Source organism: Acinetobacter pittii ATCC 19004 = CIP 70.29 (assembly GCF_000369045.1).
GTDB classification, from domain to species: domain Bacteria; phylum Pseudomonadota; class Gammaproteobacteria; order Pseudomonadales; family Moraxellaceae; genus Acinetobacter; species Acinetobacter pittii.
In genome coordinates this window covers 19,715-36,002 of sequence record NZ_KB849789.1, presented here as the reverse complement: position 1 = coordinate 36,002, position 16,288 = coordinate 19,715, and the positions used below count along the sequence as shown (strand labels likewise).

Annotated in this window: 17 protein-coding genes and 1 pseudogene; 2 read left to right on the top strand and 16 right to left on the bottom strand. The window is 38.9% G+C overall.

Annotated features, from left to right (window positions below):
- Positions 1 to 7: 7 nt before the first annotated feature.
- From ogt to rpe, 8 genes are all read right to left on the bottom strand, one after another.
- Positions 8 to 487 (bottom strand): methylated-DNA--[protein]-cysteine S-methyltransferase, encoded by a 480-nt coding sequence (gene ogt, locus F928_RS10640; RefSeq protein WP_002115920.1) that lies wholly within the window; start codon positions 485 to 487, stop codon positions 8 to 10.
- A gap of 12 nt (positions 488 to 499) precedes the next feature.
- A complete protein-coding gene (sugE, locus tag F928_RS10635) occupies positions 500 to 820 on the bottom strand; it encodes a DMT family transporter (protein WP_002115842.1) in 321 nt (106 codons plus the stop codon).
- Between the two features lie 149 nt (positions 821 to 969).
- Positions 970 to 1,965 (bottom strand): cation efflux transmembrane domain-containing protein, encoded by a 996-nt coding sequence (locus F928_RS10630; RefSeq protein ID WP_005075170.1) that lies wholly within the window; start codon positions 1,963 to 1,965, stop codon positions 970 to 972.
- Between the two features lie 28 nt (positions 1,966 to 1,993).
- The gene (gene pcoB, locus F928_RS10625; protein ID WP_002115850.1) at positions 1,994 to 2,749 is read right to left on the bottom strand and encodes a copper resistance protein B; all 756 of its coding nucleotides are present in this window, start codon (positions 2,747 to 2,749) and stop codon (positions 1,994 to 1,996) included.
- Positions 2,736 to 4,616, bottom strand: coding sequence for a copper resistance system multicopper oxidase (gene pcoA, locus F928_RS10620; protein ID WP_002115854.1), 1,881 nt, complete (start codon positions 4,614 to 4,616; stop codon positions 2,736 to 2,738). The genes pcoB and pcoA overlap by 14 nt, the downstream gene beginning before the upstream one ends.
- A gap of 41 nt (positions 4,617 to 4,657) precedes the next feature.
- Positions 4,658 to 5,053: a hypothetical protein gene (locus F928_RS10615; RefSeq protein WP_002115904.1), complete on the bottom strand. Its 396-nt coding sequence runs from the start codon at positions 5,051 to 5,053 to the stop codon at positions 4,658 to 4,660.
- A 103-nt stretch (positions 5,054 to 5,156) separates the two neighbouring features.
- A complete protein-coding gene (supH, locus tag F928_RS10610) occupies positions 5,157 to 5,978 on the bottom strand; it encodes a Cof-type HAD-IIB family hydrolase (RefSeq protein WP_002115884.1) in 822 nt (273 codons plus the stop codon).
- Positions 5,979 to 6,334: 356 nt separating this feature from the next.
- Positions 6,335 to 7,021, bottom strand: coding sequence for a ribulose-phosphate 3-epimerase (gene rpe, locus F928_RS10605; protein ID WP_002115935.1), 687 nt, complete (start codon positions 7,019 to 7,021; stop codon positions 6,335 to 6,337).
- A 184-nt stretch (positions 7,022 to 7,205) separates the two neighbouring features.
- Here rpe and F928_RS10600 point away from each other — a divergent pair, with 184 nt between their 5' ends.
- Positions 7,206 to 7,478, top strand: coding sequence for a DUF2218 domain-containing protein (locus F928_RS10600; protein WP_000843456.1), 273 nt, complete (start codon positions 7,206 to 7,208; stop codon positions 7,476 to 7,478).
- Positions 7,479 to 7,483: 5 nt separating this feature from the next.
- Here F928_RS10600 and fghA read toward each other — a convergent pair whose 3' ends face one another.
- From fghA to nudL, 6 genes are all read right to left on the bottom strand, one after another.
- Entirely contained in the window at positions 7,484 to 8,329 is an 846-nt protein-coding gene (fghA, locus tag F928_RS10595; RefSeq protein WP_002115889.1) for an S-formylglutathione hydrolase, read from the bottom strand.
- Complete coding sequence (locus F928_RS10590; protein ID WP_002115862.1) at positions 8,298 to 9,749, bottom strand: C13 family peptidase; 1,452 nt, start codon at positions 9,747 to 9,749, stop codon at positions 8,298 to 8,300. Before F928_RS10590 ends, fghA begins: the two co-directional genes overlap by 32 nt.
- Positions 9,750 to 9,885: 136 nt before the next feature.
- Positions 9,886 to 10,677, bottom strand: a complete 792-nt coding sequence (locus tag F928_RS10585; protein WP_002115856.1) for a class I SAM-dependent methyltransferase — start codon at positions 10,675 to 10,677, stop codon at positions 9,886 to 9,888.
- 11 nt (positions 10,678 to 10,688) lie between these two features.
- A complete protein-coding gene (gene tsaB / locus F928_RS10580) occupies positions 10,689 to 11,354 on the bottom strand; it encodes a tRNA (adenosine(37)-N6)-threonylcarbamoyltransferase complex dimerization subunit type 1 TsaB (RefSeq protein WP_002115897.1) in 666 nt (221 codons plus the stop codon).
- Between the two features lie 135 nt (positions 11,355 to 11,489).
- Entirely contained in the window at positions 11,490 to 12,017 is a 528-nt protein-coding gene (locus F928_RS10575) for a gamma carbonic anhydrase family protein (RefSeq protein ID WP_080632688.1), read from the bottom strand.
- Between the two features lie 22 nt (positions 12,018 to 12,039).
- Positions 12,040 to 12,666: a CoA pyrophosphatase gene (gene nudL, locus F928_RS10570; protein WP_014208431.1), complete on the bottom strand. Its 627-nt coding sequence runs from the start codon at positions 12,664 to 12,666 to the stop codon at positions 12,040 to 12,042.
- Positions 12,667 to 12,780: 114 nt separating this feature from the next.
- Between nudL and F928_RS10565 the strand changes: the two genes are divergently transcribed.
- Positions 12,781 to 13,329, top strand: a complete 549-nt coding sequence (locus F928_RS10565) for an NUDIX hydrolase (protein WP_002115876.1) — start codon at positions 12,781 to 12,783, stop codon at positions 13,327 to 13,329.
- 58 nt (positions 13,330 to 13,387) lie between these two features.
- Here F928_RS10565 and F928_RS10560 read toward each other — a convergent pair whose 3' ends face one another.
- Together F928_RS10560 and filE are read right to left on the bottom strand one after the other, a co-directional pair.
- Positions 13,388 to 15,316 carry a putative pilus system protein FilF gene (locus tag F928_RS10560; protein WP_002115900.1) on the bottom strand — a complete coding sequence of 643 codons (1,929 nt, stop codon included), beginning with the start codon at positions 15,314 to 15,316 and terminating at the stop codon, positions 13,388 to 13,390.
- A gap of 18 nt (positions 15,317 to 15,334) precedes the next feature.
- A pseudogene (gene filE / locus F928_RS10555) lies at positions 15,335 to 16,252 on the bottom strand (putative pilus assembly protein FilE); the annotation flags it as partial.
- Positions 16,253 to 16,288 lie beyond the last annotated feature (36 nt).

Genomic DNA, 16,288 nt, shown 5'->3' with positions numbered 1-16,288 from the left:
AAACGGCTCATTGTTGCTCTAGTTTTAATAAAATATCTTTCTTATCAAGCCCACCAGCAAAACCAACTAAAGCTCCACCCGCACCAATGACTCGGTGACAAGGTGCAATAATGGAAATCGGGTTTTTGCCATTTGCCGCGCCCACTGCTCTCACCGCTTTTTCATTGCCAATTTGAAGTGCAATATCTTTATAACTTCTTGTTTCCCCATAAGGGATGGTCAGTAATGCAGCCCAGACCTGCTTTTGAAATGCGGTCCCTTCGAAATCTAACGGCAATGTAAATTCACGGCGTTTACCTTCAAAATATTCTTGTAATTGTTGTTCGGTCTTTAATAAAACTGGATGTTCAGTTTGTTCGACCAGCTCAGCCAGTCGAACACGTTTTGGATTTTCATTGTCCCAGAGTACTGCCACTAAAGCATTTTCATTCGCAACTAGCTTTAATTGCCCAACAGGCGAATTGATATACTTATAAGACAGCAACATAGTTTTATTCTCTTAAGACGGCGATGAAATTTTCATTAAAACCAAACCTGACACAATTAATACAGCGGCAATCATTCGCATAGCTCCAATAGGTTCATGAAGAAAGAAAATACCGACTAGAAATGACCCAATTGCGCCAATGCCTGTCCAAACCGTATAGGCAGTGCCAAGCGGTAAAGTTTTCATTGAAATTGAAAGTAGAACCACACTCAAAATCATAAAAACTACGGTAATAACACTAGGGGTTAAACGTGTAAAACCTTCGGACATTTTCATAGAATATGCCCAAATGATTTCAAATACACCTGCTAAAATTAAAATAGCCCAAGCCATAACATTCACTAATTTTTATAGCGTCAGGTCGTCCCGACATGATGTCCCATTATGGGGGAGGTCGTTCCTCCTTTATGTGAGAACTCAGTTTACTTTAAAATAAAAAATGAAGGCAAACCCTGACACAGGCTTGCCTCTATCAGAAAATATTATTCATTTTTTAACTGTAAAATTTTTCGTGCACTATTTAAAACAAACAAAACAATAATCAATCCAATCATTAAGTCAGGATAACGCGAACCTGTAATGGCAACCAATATTCCAGCGACAATGACACCCAAGTTGACGATGACATCATTTGCAGAAAAGATATAACTCGCCTTCATGTGTGCCCCGCTCTCCTTATGGTCTCTCATTAAATAAAGACAACTAATGTTGGCCGCAAGAGCTAATCCGCCAATTAAAATCATGAGAATTGAAACAGGTTCACTGCCATATATAAAACGGCGCAGTACATCACCTAACACAATCATGGCTAAGCCAAACTGCAACCACCCCGAAAGATGCGCAGCCTTTAATTGCGCATTTAGATTTTTAACCACCACAAATAAAGCAATGCCATAAATTGCAGCATCGGCAAACATATCGAGCGAATCGGCAATTAATCCTGTAGAGGAAGCAATAATGCCTGCCATCAACTCAATAACAAACATGACTCCATTAATCAACAATAACCATTGTAAAACTTGTTTTTGTGTTGCATTGGTTGAGGAACTAGCTCGAACCTTTTTAGGTTTTTCAACAGGTTCATAATGTGGCTGTGTTTGTTGTAGCTCGGCTCCTAGTCCTAAACGCTGTAAACTTTGAGTAATCCTTTCAGCTTGAAGACTGTGATAAATCGCTAGATGGCGTGCAGGCAAATCGAAATGAAGCTCTTGAATATCATCAGTATAAGAGGCCAAAGCCATCCGTACCATTTGCTCTTCGGCTGCACAGTCCATGCGAGGAATATGGTAATAACTTACCCACTGGCTCTTTTTAACCACAGGTTCACTAGGCGTGAAACACTCCTGAGACGACATGCTTGAGCATTCGCAGTTAGAGCTATTTTTACTTAAATGTATTTGATTCTCTTGTTTTTCTAAAGCCATCTTTGCACCATAACTGACACAAAAAACAATGCCATTAGTATAAACTAATGGCATATGTTTAAGCTTACTTTTTGTTCGGCAATTAGAATTTTAGTGTTAACCCAGCTCCATAATACCAACCATGTTCGGAGTCGGTTCCAGTTTGCCAAGCAGTTTGTTTTAAACCTTTTTCATAACCATAACCGACATCAACAAATGGCATGACCTTTTTGTTGATTTCATAACGGGTTTGAAAGCCAACTTGTAAACTAGATAGCCCTGTTTTATTGGCATAGCGAGATTCATCTTGCAAAACAACATCTGCTTTTAAATAAGGTTTACCAATTAACTTTTGGGTAAAGAGCAAGTCCCTTTCCGTTTCTAAACTTAACTTCCATAGCTGGTCTTCACCTGCATAAAGATATGCATCGGTTTCAAAAAAGTAAGGTGCCATGCCATGTAAACCCACGACACCTGCCCAACGATCTTGCTTTTCATCTTCCCGTTGCAAACGCTCGTAGTTTACCCCAGCCTGTACATCCCAATAGTCAGCTACATTTCGACTATAAAGTACTGAACCGCCATAATTAGCATCTTCTGACTCTGCTTTATCCACATGGGCTTTAATGAACAATTTATTTTCATCCGTTCCCACCCAAGTTTCTAATTCAGAAGAAAAACTACCTTCTCCCTCTTTGTTTTGAGTCCATCCCGTATCAATCGTGGTTGCTTGATAGATCTGACCACCGTGTTCGCGTAAATGATCATGAGTTAAAGGCTCTTGAGCAAAAGTAAATACTGATATGCTCGAGAAAGCACCGCAATATAACATTTGAGAAAATAACTTAGTGATGCGCATGACTAGCTCCTTTCTCATTTTCAGATTGAACAGGTGATTGAGCTTGAGCAGGTTGTTGTCCATCATTCACTTGAGCCACAATCAACTTATTCATCATTCCAGCACTCATGTGATAAAGCAGATGGCAATGAATCGCCCATTCGCCTAAGGCATCAGCTGTCAATAACGCAGTAACGGTTTTTCCTGGTGGAACAATGAGAGTATGTTTATTTGGTAAGTTTTCAGCTTGTTGGCCATTTTCTAATTGCATAAACATGCCATGTAAATGCATTGGGTGGGCCATCATGCTGTCATTCACAAACTTCAAGCGAATACGTTCGCCATACTTAACTTGTAATGGCTCAGCTTCGCTAAATTTTTTGCCATTAATGGTCCAGATATAACGCTCCATGTTGCCACCTAAACGAATAACTAATTCACGTTCTGGCGCACGCGTGTCTGGCTGAGGTGTTAAAGATTGCAAATCGCTATATTGCAGTGCCTTCATGTCCGCTGGTGTTGAAGCATTTGCCCAACCATAAACGGGTTCATCCTTTTTAGGCTTATTCTCAGATTGCGCAGGCATCTCATGATTCATATTCATCATAGCGTGGTCATGCTCACTAGCTGACATTGCCTGCATATCATGCTTCATTTCAGGCATCGCTGACATGTCATGATCCATGTTCATGATTGTAGAATTATGATTAGCATGGCTCGCCTCTTTTTTCATTTCAGGCATAGCCGACATGTCATGTTGCGTGTTCATTTGATGGCCAACATGTTCATCACTTGCCCCATTGCCATGACTCATGCCCATATCATCCATAGTTAACAAAGCACGTGGACGTGGCTGCGGTATTTGAATTGGCCCTACAGCCTGCGCATTTTCATTATGCAAAGTCCCAATGGCAAAACCACTGCGGTCAATAGACTCTGCTTCAATCTGATAATTTGATTGCGTAGGCTCTACAATGACATCGTAGGTTTCGGCTGTACCGATACGAAACTCGTCAATTGCAACTGGCTTAACTGGCTGCCCGTCTGCACTCACAACAGTCATTTTCAAATTTGGAATTCTGACATCAAAAAATGACATCGCTGATGCATTAATAAATCGTAATCGAACCTTATCACCAGCTTTAAAGTTAGCTGTCCAGTTTTGTTGCGGTGTTTTGCCGTTGACTAAGAAGGTATAGCTCGTCACATCAGACATATCGGTTTTTAACATCCGCATCTGATTCCACATCGAACGATCTTGCCAAGTTGCTTTTAAGCCTTGTGTTTTAACTTGCTTCAAAACATCAGATACGGTTTCACGGCGGTTTTGATAATACTCAGCAGATTTCTTCAAATTCTTCATAATACTATCGCTAGAAGAATTATGAAAATCTGAAAGCATCACCACGTAATCACGGTCTGTTTTCTCATGAGCAGCAACAGGTATCTTGCCTTTTGGGTAAATCACAAGTGGTCCATATAAACCATCTTGCTCTTGGCCTTTACTATGCGCGTGATACCAATAGGTGCCGTTTTGTTTCACCTTAAAGCGGTAAACAAAATCACCGTTTGGCGCAATTCCTTTAAAACCATTGAAACCCGGTACGCCATCCATTAACCCTGGCAGTAATAAGCCATGCCAGTGTAAAGACGTATCTTGATTCTTTAATTGGTTATGGACGTGAATAACAGCTTCATCCCCCTCCTCAAACTCAAGGAGTGGTGCTGTAAACTTGCCATTTACGGTAATTCGTTTTAACGGTTGGCCCGTAACATTGACCTGTTGTTCATTAATATTAAGGTGATATTCCTTAATTGCTGCGAGTGACCATGGTGAAACCAATAGCCCAAATACAGCGACTAAGCTGCTAATTGTTTTATGAGACATTGCTGTGATCCTTTTTAATTAAAAAAATAAGTAAATAAGGATCAAGCTTTAGGAGGACGTAAAATCTCTTGCCAGTATCCGGCTAAATGTTGAGCCTGATAAATACTGCTAAATTGATATGAAATAGGAATAAGTGGGGATTCAACGTCAGGTACAGCTTGCTGCAGAGCTAAATTCACCATTTGGCAATGAACTGGGTTACAGTCCTGACAATGCTCACCATGCGAATGAAGAGACTGAGTCATCTTTTGATGACATACGGTCTGATCATTTGCTTGAGTATGCATATTGTTATGCGAAGATTTTTCACTATGACATGGCATAGTATGAAGATCATGTTGCATAGGCGTCTGTGCAATAGACACACCACTCCACCCAATGACGAAAGCCATTAGGAACACAAACCAAGCATACTTGCGTAAGTGTTGTAGAGCCATTGTGATTTATCACCTAGAGCCGATGAGTGATCTTAATGCCATTAGCATAACGAAGTTTTAAAAGAGATACAATTTTCTATCTTAAATGCTTGTTATAGGGCAATTAAGCAAATGGGGGTTGATGCTGAAGTACTAAATCAATCACCTCTAATGCACCTTCTTGCTCATTACTTACAGTGGTATAAGGTGCCACCGCTTTTAATGCTTCTACTGCATTTTCAACTGCAAACCCATAACCCACAGCTTTAATCATCTGCATATCATTGTTGTTATCACCAATCGCAACCACTTGATTAGGTTCAACCTGCCATTTTTGTAGTAACAGCTTCAAACCATGTGCTTTATGCTGGTCGGGAAGAATCAAATCGATAAAATTAAAACCACTTGAAACAGGTACCAAAACTTTATCTGCTACAAAACTTTGCTTCTGAAAATGTTCAAAAATCGCAAAGCTTTCGTTTTCCTGAGCGGTAAAAGTAATTTTGCACACTAAGTCATCTAGTGCATAAAAGTCATCTACAACTGTCAGTTTTTCAAAATATCGGGCAACTTTGGCATAGTCTTCTGAGTTCATGCTGCTATGCACATAAGCACTCTGTTTCCCACAGATCACCATGGTTGAGATATATGAAGAGTCAATCGCTTTTAAAATCTCAACGTATTGTTGCTGACTTAAATGAGCAAAAGCTATTTCTTGCCCAGCATCTACAACATGTGCGCCATTTTCTGCAATAAATGCAATCTCATGATTAATCTCTGGAAAATAGGTAACAAGTTTTGCAAGTTGATTACCACTGGCTACCACAAAATGAATATTATTTTGTTTTAGTTGTTCGTATTGTTTTAAAAAACGTGCTTTGTTGTACTGCTTTTTGGAATTAAGAAAAGTCCCATCCATATCTACCGCTAAAATTTTTACTGTCATTAATTATCGAGGTCTCTTACTAAAAACTTATTAAACCAAATTTAGCTTTATTTTTCATGACACTTTTACAGTTTTATACGTATCTATGCACAAAAAGTTTTACACAGAGCTACATCGTTTTTTGCACAGGTTATTTTTTAGCAAAGCTTAATAAAAAACCAGCTAATAAATTATTCAACACGCATAAAAAAAGAACGCCAAAACGTTCTTTTTTCATAGTTTTTGTCTATAGAATAAACGGTTGATCTAATTTTGTTTATTTTACCAACATCTTATCCATACGGTTATCAACACAGTTATCCATACAGTTATAAACAAAGTTATCCACAAGTCTATTTTAGATTAACTCTATCTTTTTAAGCATCAACACTGCCTACTTTCGCAAGCTCTGCACGCATTTGGTCAATCACAACTTTATAATCGGGTTGACCAAAAATTGCTGAACCCGCAACAAACATATCTGCACCAGCTTCTGCAATTTCACGGATATTTGCAGGGCCAACACCACCATCAACTTCTAAACGAATATCACGACCACTTGCATCAATAATTTTACGAGCTTCACGTAATTTTTCTAAAGTCATTGGAATGAACTTTTGTCCACCAAAACCAGGGTTTACACTCATTAATAAAATTTGGTCAACTTTATCAAGTACATAATCTAGATAATGCAATGGCGTGGCTGGGTTAAAAACTAACCCTGCTTTAGCACCACCAGACTTAATAAGCTGTAATGAACGGTCAATGTGGTGAGATGCTTCTGGGTGGAATGTAATAATATCTGCGCCTGCTTCCAAAAAGTCTCCAATAATACGATCAACTGGAGATACCATTAGATGCACATCAACCGGAGCTGTAATCCCATAGTTTTTTAAAGCCTTACATATACCTGCACCAAAAGTTAAATTTGGAACATAGTGATTATCCATAACGTCAAAATGCACTACATCTGCACCTGCGGCTAACACTTTGTCTACATCTTCGCCTAAACGAGCAAAATCGGCAGATAAAATAGAAGGAGCAATCAAATAAGGCTTGGACATAGGTGGATGACCTGGCTAGAAGTTTAAGGAGAGGCTAAAAATTATAACAAAAAAGAACCTACTTAGCCCGCCCTTCCTTGCTTAAATGACAACATTTCAAACTTGCAACGTAACGTTGCAACAATAGAATGCTAACGGCGAAACGAATTTGTTAAGGTACATTAAACCAATGTGAGGATTGATAATGAAAAGCACAACTCATCTATTAACAAACGATGGAAAACGCATTGCAAAACGTCTAGTTAATCATTGGAAACACAAATTTGAAGTACAAGAAACTGAACAGGATTTTAAAATCTTAATGCCTACAGCAACGATTACGCTTGCACCAGAAACAGAGCAGTTAAACGTTGCTATTGATAGTCAGTTAGATGACCACAACCACTTAGAAAAAGTTGTTCTTGATCATCTAAACCGTATGGCTCAACAAGAATTTCAAGTTGAATGGCAACACTAAATTAATTAACCAGATACCTTTTCTAACTGGATTGCATGAAACTGTAAGTGCTCATCCATAAAGGTTTGAATAAAATAATAACCATGATCATAGCCAGCATGTTGTCTTAAAGTTAAAGGCTGTCCTGCTTTTAAACATGCTTGCTTAAATTTTTCAGGGTGAAGCTGTTCATAAAATTGGTCATCTAACCCCTGATCCACCAAAATTTCGCTAAATATTGCACCATTCTTTGAGACTAAAGCGGTGGCATCATGAGCCAACCAGCTAGCGCGGTCTGCACCTAAATAATGACTAAAGGCTTTGTCACCCCATGCACACTCTGTTGGTGCACAGATCGGAGCAAAAGCAGATACCGACTTAAATTTTTCAGGATATTTAAACGCTAAAGTTAATGCACCGTGGCCACCCATTGAGTGTCCAAAGATACCAACTTGTTGAGCGTTTACAGGAAAGCTTTTTAAAATGAGTGGATATAACTCATCAATTAAATAGCTTTCCATTTGATAATGCTCAGACCATGGCGCTTGCGTAGCATTAATATAAAAGCCCGCACCTTGACCTAAATCCCAGTTATCCCCTGCTGCAACTTGCTCTCCACGAGGAGAAGTGTCTGGGGTAATCAATATTAAGCTGAGTTGTGCTGCCATATGTTGCGCATGTGCTTTAATGGCAAAGGTTTCTTCAGTACATGTTAACCCAGCTAAGTAAAACAAAGTTGAGCAAGCTTTACCTTCTAGAGCTGCTGGTGGTAAATAAACACCAAACTTCGCTGGTCCTTTTAAATAAGAAGATTCAAATTGGTATATACGCTGCTCGCCCTCAAAGCAGCGGTTTTTTTGCAGGAGTTGCATCGTTTTTAGCCTCTGTTTTTGTTTGAGCAATATCTACACTACCCGTATTTTGCTGAGGAAATAGATACTTTTCCAATTGAGGTAGCATAAGTTCCATATTTTTACCAATCATCCACTGAGGCTCTGAAGGTTCAACACCTTGAGCTACTTCCCATTTGGTTACTGTTTGCTTAGCTGTGTTAAATGAGTCTTTCATTGACGATTGCTCTCGCATAGCCAAATCAAAGAAAGCCCGACCGAAATAGGTATAGTCAGCTTCGTTATTACATCCAAAAGAAGTTTTATCAGCGGCAGATGCGGTAATAATTAAAGTATCAGGAGACTGTAAAGCAGGAATAAAGCTTCCTGAATAACAGGCAGAGATGACAATCACACGCCAGCGAATACCGGATTTATCAAGTGCTTCACGTAACCATTTCGGGTCTACTTGCCCTAAATCTAATGGCGCATTTTCAATTTCGAAGTGATTTTGTTCACCGTGTGAAGTCATATATAGAAATAAGACATCGCTATCACGGTTCATTTGCTGGCCCATACGGCGTAGGGCTAACTCAATACTGGTTTTAGAGGCAATTGGAATTTCTGTGCGGGTATCTGGATTATTAACCAGCATCATCGAACGGCCAATCGTTCCGAAACGTGTATCAAACTGCTCTTTAATACGGACTACTTCCGATTTAAAAACATCTTGATAACTATCGCCAGCAACACCTAAAAAATACCAATGGCTTTTAGCGAGCTCACCATATTGAACTTGCTCTAAAGAATCATTTAAAAGTTTACTTTGCGCATAAAAAGCATCTTCAGCAAACGTTGGAGTCGAATCTTCAACCTTCCAAATCGGTTGATCTTTTACAGAAAGTTGCCAAACCACCATCGTTGCAATAGTCGCAACCATAACCAATGCACGTTCCCACCATGGCCATTTAAGCTCACGTGAGAACACCCAAATTACCGCTAAACTTTGCCACACGAATAAAGCTACAAATAAGCTCGGTAAAATTCCGTTATAAATAGCATCGGGAATAAAGTTGAGATAACCGTTAGACCCCAAATACTGGATTAAACATTGAATTAATAAGATATTTGTATCTAGAACCAGCCAAAGTAAAGCAGGAACTAGCATTAAGCGAGGTTGGTTGGTTCGCTGTGATAAGAAAATACCAACAATTAAAGCAATGAATGGCCAAAGCGCATAACCAATTAAACCTTGTGAATTAAAATCACCGATTTGACCAGCTACAAGCCAGCTGTAAAGAGAGTTGGTACATCCTCCTAAAATTCCCCAAACAATAAGCTGAAGAATAGATGGATGTACAATTTGTAGAGAACGTCTTGACCCCAAAAACAGCCACATTCCGGCAATTTGGTTGCTTTTAAAATCATGCCAAAAGTTAATGGAGGGTTTAAGATCAATCATAAAAGGTTTTCAAAAATTTCGTTTTTGACAGGCATCTTAAGTGTATGCCTGCTAAGAATTTTAGCAATCATGCTTTTGAACTATATCACATATATTTGTGCATTATTCAAGCAATAAAACCTAACCTTACATAAGCCTACTGAAAATACGCATCAAAACGACAAGCATCCCCTTGCCATTGATGAGCTGGCTCTTGATTTGCCAAGAAAATAGCATGGCGTGGCCGCTTAACGACTACACGTTTAGCAACTCTCTGTGCCAAAACTAGCAAATTATCCCCCAAATCCATCTCACCATCTTCGGGTAAAAGAAGATGTAAAAGTTGCATTTGTTTTTTGACTTGAGCTTGTTTTTTAATTGCTTGTTGATTTTGGTCGCGCTGTGGGAACATCGGGTCAAGATAGACTACATCAACCGTTTTTGCTTCTTGATGTAATTGCTGTAAATAGCTCCCAGAGTCAGCAAAGATCAGTTGAATACGATCCATAAATTGACTTAAGAATGGATCACGTTCCGCCTGAGCTTTCGAATCTTCAAGTAAAGTAAATAAAATCGGATGGCGCTCAACGAGCTGGATTTGGGCACCTAGATAAGCCATAAGTAAGCTGTCATGGCCTAAACCCGCTGTAGCATCAACCAGTACCGGCTTTTCACCTAACTGACAAGCACGGGCAATCATTTCCGATTTAAGACTTGCACGTTTTAAACGTGGAATTTCAGCTTTCCAGTCAGGCTGCATTTTCATGCCATTAGCAGATAACCAAAGTCCGTTTTCATCTACACAAAGGGCAATTTCAGGATTGAAGCGTAAAAACCGTGCATTCAGCTTTTCAATTGGCTGTAAATCGACAGTCACACCTCTAGAACAAAGCACAGCTTGGTAGTGCTGTGCTTGTTCTTGAAAATCTTCTTCAAAATATATATGCATGAGTACTGCCTTTACTTTGCTTTACCCTGATCCGCTATCTTTTTCCACGCATCATCACGTAAATAAACTGGCAAAGCATGCTCGGCATCCACCCATTGCTTTTGTGTAGCATAGACACGTGCAATAGAAGCAATATCCTGTGCAGTTGCAGTGATTGTTTGATGCTCTGCATCAGCTTGAAGTAGCTTGGCGCCCGAACCAATTAAGCAATGTTTTGCATAAGCTGCTGCTGGCTCATAGCTCATTAATTTTTCTTCATCAATACACTGCATAATTCCTTGTTCATCTAGAACAAAACTTGCAATGTAAACTTCATTCATACGCGCATCGAGCACCGCAGTCACTTGTTCCAAACCTTCAAGTCGGTAAGCAGCTTGTGCTAAAGCTTGCAATGTAGAAACGGGAATTACTGGTAAATCTTGTGACCAAGCTAAAGCCTGAGCAACAGCAGCATTAATTCGAACACCACTAAAAGAACCTGGCCCCCGGCTAAAGGCAATCGCATCCAAACCAGCAACTTCAAGACCTGTTTGTTGTAGCCCTTGCTCAATCATAGGCAAAATGGTCTGGGTTTGTGCTTTCGCCCGCGTATCGAGTTGAAAAAACAGTTCTTGGGTTTCATCGACTAATGAAATAGAACACTGCTCATTTGCAGTTTCCAACGCCAGCAATTTCATGCACAACCTTAGTATTAAATCAGATTAAAAACGAGGGTTATGATACCCCACTCGGCTCTGATAGGCGAGTTGTTCTATCTCTAAATAAAAATGCCAAGCTTGTGCTTGGCATAGAAAATAACTTATTAAAAGATTTTAAAAGTGAAACTCTTTTAAATCTGCATAGCTCTTAAAGTGTTCAGCATAATGTAATGCGCTCAAGCGTATTTTCGCTGCCCCATCTTCATCTAAAGTTTTGATAATTTTGCCTGGTGAACCCATCACCACTGAATTATCTGGAATCACCTTCCCTTCAGGAATTAAAGCATTAGCACCGATAATACAATTTTTACCAATCACTGCCCGATTTAAAATTACGGCGTTCATACCAATCAAACTATTATCACCAATCGTACAACCATGCAGCATGACTTTATGTCCAACGGTGACATATTCACCAATATTTAACTCAAGTCCAGCATCGGTATGTAAGACAGAATTTTCTTGAATATTAGAGAAATCACCAATCCGAACGACACAGTTATCAGCACGAACTACTGCACCAAACCAAATGCTGACTTGACGCCCTAACTCTACTTGTCCAATTAGCGTTGCAGTTGGAGCAACCCAGCCATCCCATGGTTCATGTAAGGCTTTTGGGTGCTGTCCTTGATAGCAATACATCATAATTTATCAATCCTAATCTTTATTTTTTATGAGAAAACTTTGGCATTCCAAAGGTTGGTGAGTTGAGTAAAAATGGCCAATCTTTTTGATAACCCAATCCATATTTAAACAGAGCAACTAACATACGAGCAGTTAAGCCCCAAATAATTTCATTATCAATCTGTAAGCTTGGGAAGTATAAAGACTGATGAGCATATCGGACTTCATAAGGTGTTGGCCGCGTCTCGATAAGCTGCTGTAATGGGACAAAGAAAATTCGATCAATTTCAGTAGGCTGAGGTATTAAAGTGACCTCAGGAGGAATAAGCCCAACGATCGGTTTTACAGACAAACCGCTTCTTGCACGCTGCATCGGCAAATCACCTAACAACTGTACATCAAACGGATTTAAAGCTGTCTCTTCTTGAGCCTCTCTCAACGCTACAACAATATTACTCGTATCACTGGGGTCACGCTTTCCACCCGGAAAAGAAACTTCCCCCGCATGGTTGTTCATATGTATTGAACGGCGTGTAAGCAGTACCTTTGGATCATTCTCATTCGTAATAGCAATAAGTACTGCAGCTTGTGCTTCTTGTATGCGGGTGGAAAAGCGTAATCTTTGCTGTAACTTTTGTGTTAGCAAGTGCTCTTCCATACCATTCACCTATTATTCTGTCTCTCTTTGCATCATATCTGAAAATCAAAGTTAGGGAATAGAGTTGATGCGTAAGTCTAAAAATTCAGTTATGCTGAGGCATCTCTATACTCGATGATAATTATGAGTTTCTGTGTAGCGTGTGGGCATAAAACCGAACAAAAAATTCCTTTAGGTGATCATAAAGTACGCCGTGTTTGTACTCATTGTGGAAATATTCATTATGAAAACCCCAAAGTAATCTGCGGTGCCTTAGCGTTATGGGAAGACAAAGTATTACTTTGTCGTCGTGCGATTGAACCTCGTTATGGCTTATGGACATTACCTGCTGGTTATATGGAATTGTTCGAAACCATGGAACAAGGTGCAGCACGTGAAACTCGTGAAGAAGCAGAAGCCGAGATAGAAATAGAACAACTTTATTGTATGTACAATATTCCGCGTATTGGTCAAATTTATGTTCTTTTCAAAGCACAGCTGAAAGATGGCATTTTTGGTGCTGGTGAAGAAAGCATCGAAAGTCGTCTGTTTGAAGAGCATGAAATTCCATGGGGAGAACTGGCCTTTCCTAGTGTCGAACATACATTAAGACATTATTTTGAAGATCGTAAGAAACAAGTTTTTCCAACACATCTTGAAACTTTGGGTACTCGTTTAGACCATACAGGTTAATCAATTAGATAATAAAAAAGACCGCTTTCGCGGTCTTTTTTATATGTCTTTTATTTTTTTAAGATTTAGTCTTAATCTGATAACAATCAGCTGTTCTAAGTGTCACAGTTCCAGCCATACGTTGACCTAAAGCTTTTTCAGTCTCAGTCGGAGCAGGTGAAATATCTTTAATATTATTATAAACTTGTTGATAGAAAGCATACGGATTTAACCATGAAACTGTTTTGTTATCATAGGTAGTAAGATTCGCACCACTGGTCTGCCCTTGTAATAGATTAGCAACGTTAATTTTTGCGCCACTTACAAGTAAAGTTTGGCTACCAGTTTGAGAAGTACTTTGAACTACATTTGAATTTAGGCCTACCACAATGCCATTTAAATTCCCTAATTGAGGCACCCCAAAAATCATTCTTACTGTAATTGACTTATCATTGGTGGCCGACTCTGTTCCTCCAGTTGTGCCAATTCTGTACTGCTGAACGCCATTGTTATCAATTAAACTCGTATTCGAAACCACTCCACACTGACCAGACATGTCTGTTGCAGTAGCATTAGGTTTAATATCTGTTCTAATGTCTCCATTTTCATCAACTACAATACCCAAATCAATAGGGGCAATTCCTGCTGTATCAAATTTAAAGTTTAGAGTTGCATATAATGGGAAAATATAAGTTTGACCAGATTTGACATTATTAGCTGTTTTAAAGATCTGATTAGACAGATAGCTCGCAGGGCTTACCTTATAAATATCCATAGAACCATTATAATTTTGGTTATCAACACTCTGTTTCCATAAAGCATACTGCTGAGGATTAGGAGTTTTAGTATTTGTTAACCCGAAATATGAACTATCACGTCCTGCAATAAGTGAATCATTCAATAATTTGCCTTGATAAATCACTAAATCTTCATTTGTATTGCTAGAAGTTTTTAAACGGAATGGTTGTGTTGATTTAATTTCTGTCTGTATTGGATCAAGCCAAGTAGTTTGCGAGTCTGCAACCATTTGAGTTGGCTTAGATTTCGTCAAGACATTTAATACTGCACTAATTGCTAACTGGCTTGTAATTGTACTCGTTCCTTTCCATTGTAAACCATAACCAAATGTATATCCCCGACGATCAGATAGTAAGAATAAATTACCAAACATATGTTGGGTATTAGCGCTATTTTTTGGGCAATCTGCTAAATTAGTTAAATTACATCCATAAAAATTTTCAGATATTAAATTAGGCTCAGCCAAAGTAATATAATCTGATTGATATAACCCTACTAAACTTAAGTGTGCCAACTGCGTTACCAATTCAAAAGCTTGCGTATCTGATACTGGACTTACATCTAACCATGGTTTCAAAATATTGGCATAAGCACCATTTTTCCATTCTGTAGCTGTAATATTTTGAACTAAAATATTTAAAGTATTTTTCTTCTCATCGGTAAATTGGGTTGGCTGCAAATCACCAGCAACATGATCTCCCCTCTCTAAGCCAACGCTTTGAAAAAGTTTTACCAATGCCATTGCAACCCGCACTGTAGGATCATTCTGGTTAAGTGAGGTTGGTGTTTGCCCAGTTAATCCAATCGCCATATCCATGACTTTCAAACGTGGCGGAACAGTCATCTGAATTTTTGAAACAGTGTCTAACTTAACAGAGCCTAGTTCAATTTTTCTTGTAGCTTTGGTATCTTGCAAATAAAAACTAGCAGTATCGCCTGCTTTACAAGATCCGATAACACTATTTCCAGAAGCCTTAGTAACAAAACTTAGATTCGCTGCACTACTACAGGTAAAATTAATACCCGCTATTGGGTAATCTAAAGAGAATTGTAGACAATCACTGTTTGTTACGGAACAACTTCCATTAGCAGTAGCTCCTCCTGATCCATTTGTAGGATTCTCATTTATTGTGGAACTACCACCACCACAACCGTTTAGCATCAGTGCCAATGTGGTAAGTGCAAAAGGCCATAAAACTTTTTTATTCATTAGATATCCTACTTATTTTTAACGTAATACTGAAATTTGAATTTGTCCCTGATTCGTTAACTCATTTTCTGCCACATCTACGGCAGAGGATAATGGCGTCAACATCATGTAATGTGCTAAGGGTGGTAATTTTAAAACACCTTGGATTGATGCGTGTTGTAATAGAGTAGAAGGATACGATTTACTCTTGAAACCGCTCACCCCCTCTAAAATACACCCTTTATCATCTAAAAAAATAACTAAAGGCCAATAATATAAAGGTCTTTCATTACTAGCAGCGAATGACATAAGTTTTAAATGTTGAATTGAAGGATCAAGCTTTATCAACTCATACTCAAACTTTTCTTTAAGAGGTTTTCTTGGCCACAAATTTACTTCTTTACTTATACTGAGCTTTTTAATTGATTTATTATAATTTTTAATAAAACACTTATCTTGTTCAAAAGTTGCTTCTAAATCTTGAGAAGATAAACGTATATACGTCGGCGCTAATACCACTGCCGACTCTGTATCTTGAGTATGTCGATTAAAAAGCTGATCCAACGTTGATCGACTTAGACCTTTTTTACGTTCTATTGACTCAGTTCTGCCTAAACCATCTGGCACGATATAAAAACGTTTTTTTCCTTCTAAATTAAACTCTTGGTCTTCAAGATATTCACTATTTACATATTCTATGCCATCAATAGTAGTAAATTTAGACTTATCTTGTGAAGAATTTGGCTCAGGGGAAGCCTGTGAAGTACTTTTGATCGGAGGTGGAATTAAAAGTAATTGTTTCTGCCATTCATCATTAGATGCCGTCTGAAGTTTTACATTTTCAATAGGTGTTTTTAATTCATGACTATTTGCTGAAGTAGGCTGAGTATTTTGGACTTTTTGCGGTGCAGTCGGTGCAGTCGGTGCAGTCGGTGCAGTCGGTGCAGTCGGTGCAGTCGGTGCAGTCGGTGCAGTCGGTGCAGTCGGTGCAGT

Coding starts and splice junctions, on each gene's coding strand:
- F928_RS10590 (WP_002115862.1), bottom strand. CDS start 9,749: ATGATTGATCTTAAACCCTCCATTAACTTTTGGCATGATTTTAAAAGC.
- fghA (WP_002115889.1), bottom strand. CDS start 8,329: ATGCAACTCCTGCAAAAAAACCGCTGCTTTGAGGGCGAGCAGCGTATA.
- supH (WP_002115884.1), bottom strand. CDS start 5,978: ATGACAGTAAAAATTTTAGCGGTAGATATGGATGGGACTTTTCTTAAT.
- pcoA (WP_002115854.1), bottom strand. CDS start 4,616: ATGTCTCATAAAACAATTAGCAGCTTAGTCGCTGTATTTGGGCTATTG.
- F928_RS10630 (WP_005075170.1), bottom strand. CDS start 1,965: ATGCCATTAGTTTATACTAATGGCATTGTTTTTTGTGTCAGTTATGGT.
- ogt (WP_002115920.1), bottom strand. CDS start 487: ATGTTGCTGTCTTATAAGTATATCAATTCGCCTGTTGGGCAATTAAAG.
- F928_RS10575 (WP_080632688.1), bottom strand. CDS start 12,017: ATGTATTGCTATCAAGGACAGCACCCAAAAGCCTTACATGAACCATGG.
- sugE (WP_002115842.1), bottom strand. CDS start 820: ATGGCTTGGGCTATTTTAATTTTAGCAGGTGTATTTGAAATCATTTGG.
- rpe (WP_002115935.1), bottom strand. CDS start 7,021: ATGTCCAAGCCTTATTTGATTGCTCCTTCTATTTTATCTGCCGATTTT.
- F928_RS10585 (WP_002115856.1), bottom strand. CDS start 10,677: ATGCATATATATTTTGAAGAAGATTTTCAAGAACAAGCACAGCACTAC.
- tsaB (WP_002115897.1), bottom strand. CDS start 11,354: ATGAAATTGCTGGCGTTGGAAACTGCAAATGAGCAGTGTTCTATTTCA.
- pcoB (WP_002115850.1), bottom strand. CDS start 2,749: ATGCGCATCACTAAGTTATTTTCTCAAATGTTATATTGCGGTGCTTTC.
- F928_RS10560 (WP_002115900.1), bottom strand. CDS start 15,316: ATGAATAAAAAAGTTTTATGGCCTTTTGCACTTACCACATTGGCACTG.
- F928_RS10565 (WP_002115876.1), top strand. CDS start 12,781: ATGAGTTTCTGTGTAGCGTGTGGGCATAAAACCGAACAAAAAATTCCT.
- F928_RS10615 (WP_002115904.1), bottom strand. CDS start 5,053: ATGGCTCTACAACACTTACGCAAGTATGCTTGGTTTGTGTTCCTAATG.
- F928_RS10600 (WP_000843456.1), top strand. CDS start 7,206: ATGAAAAGCACAACTCATCTATTAACAAACGATGGAAAACGCATTGCA.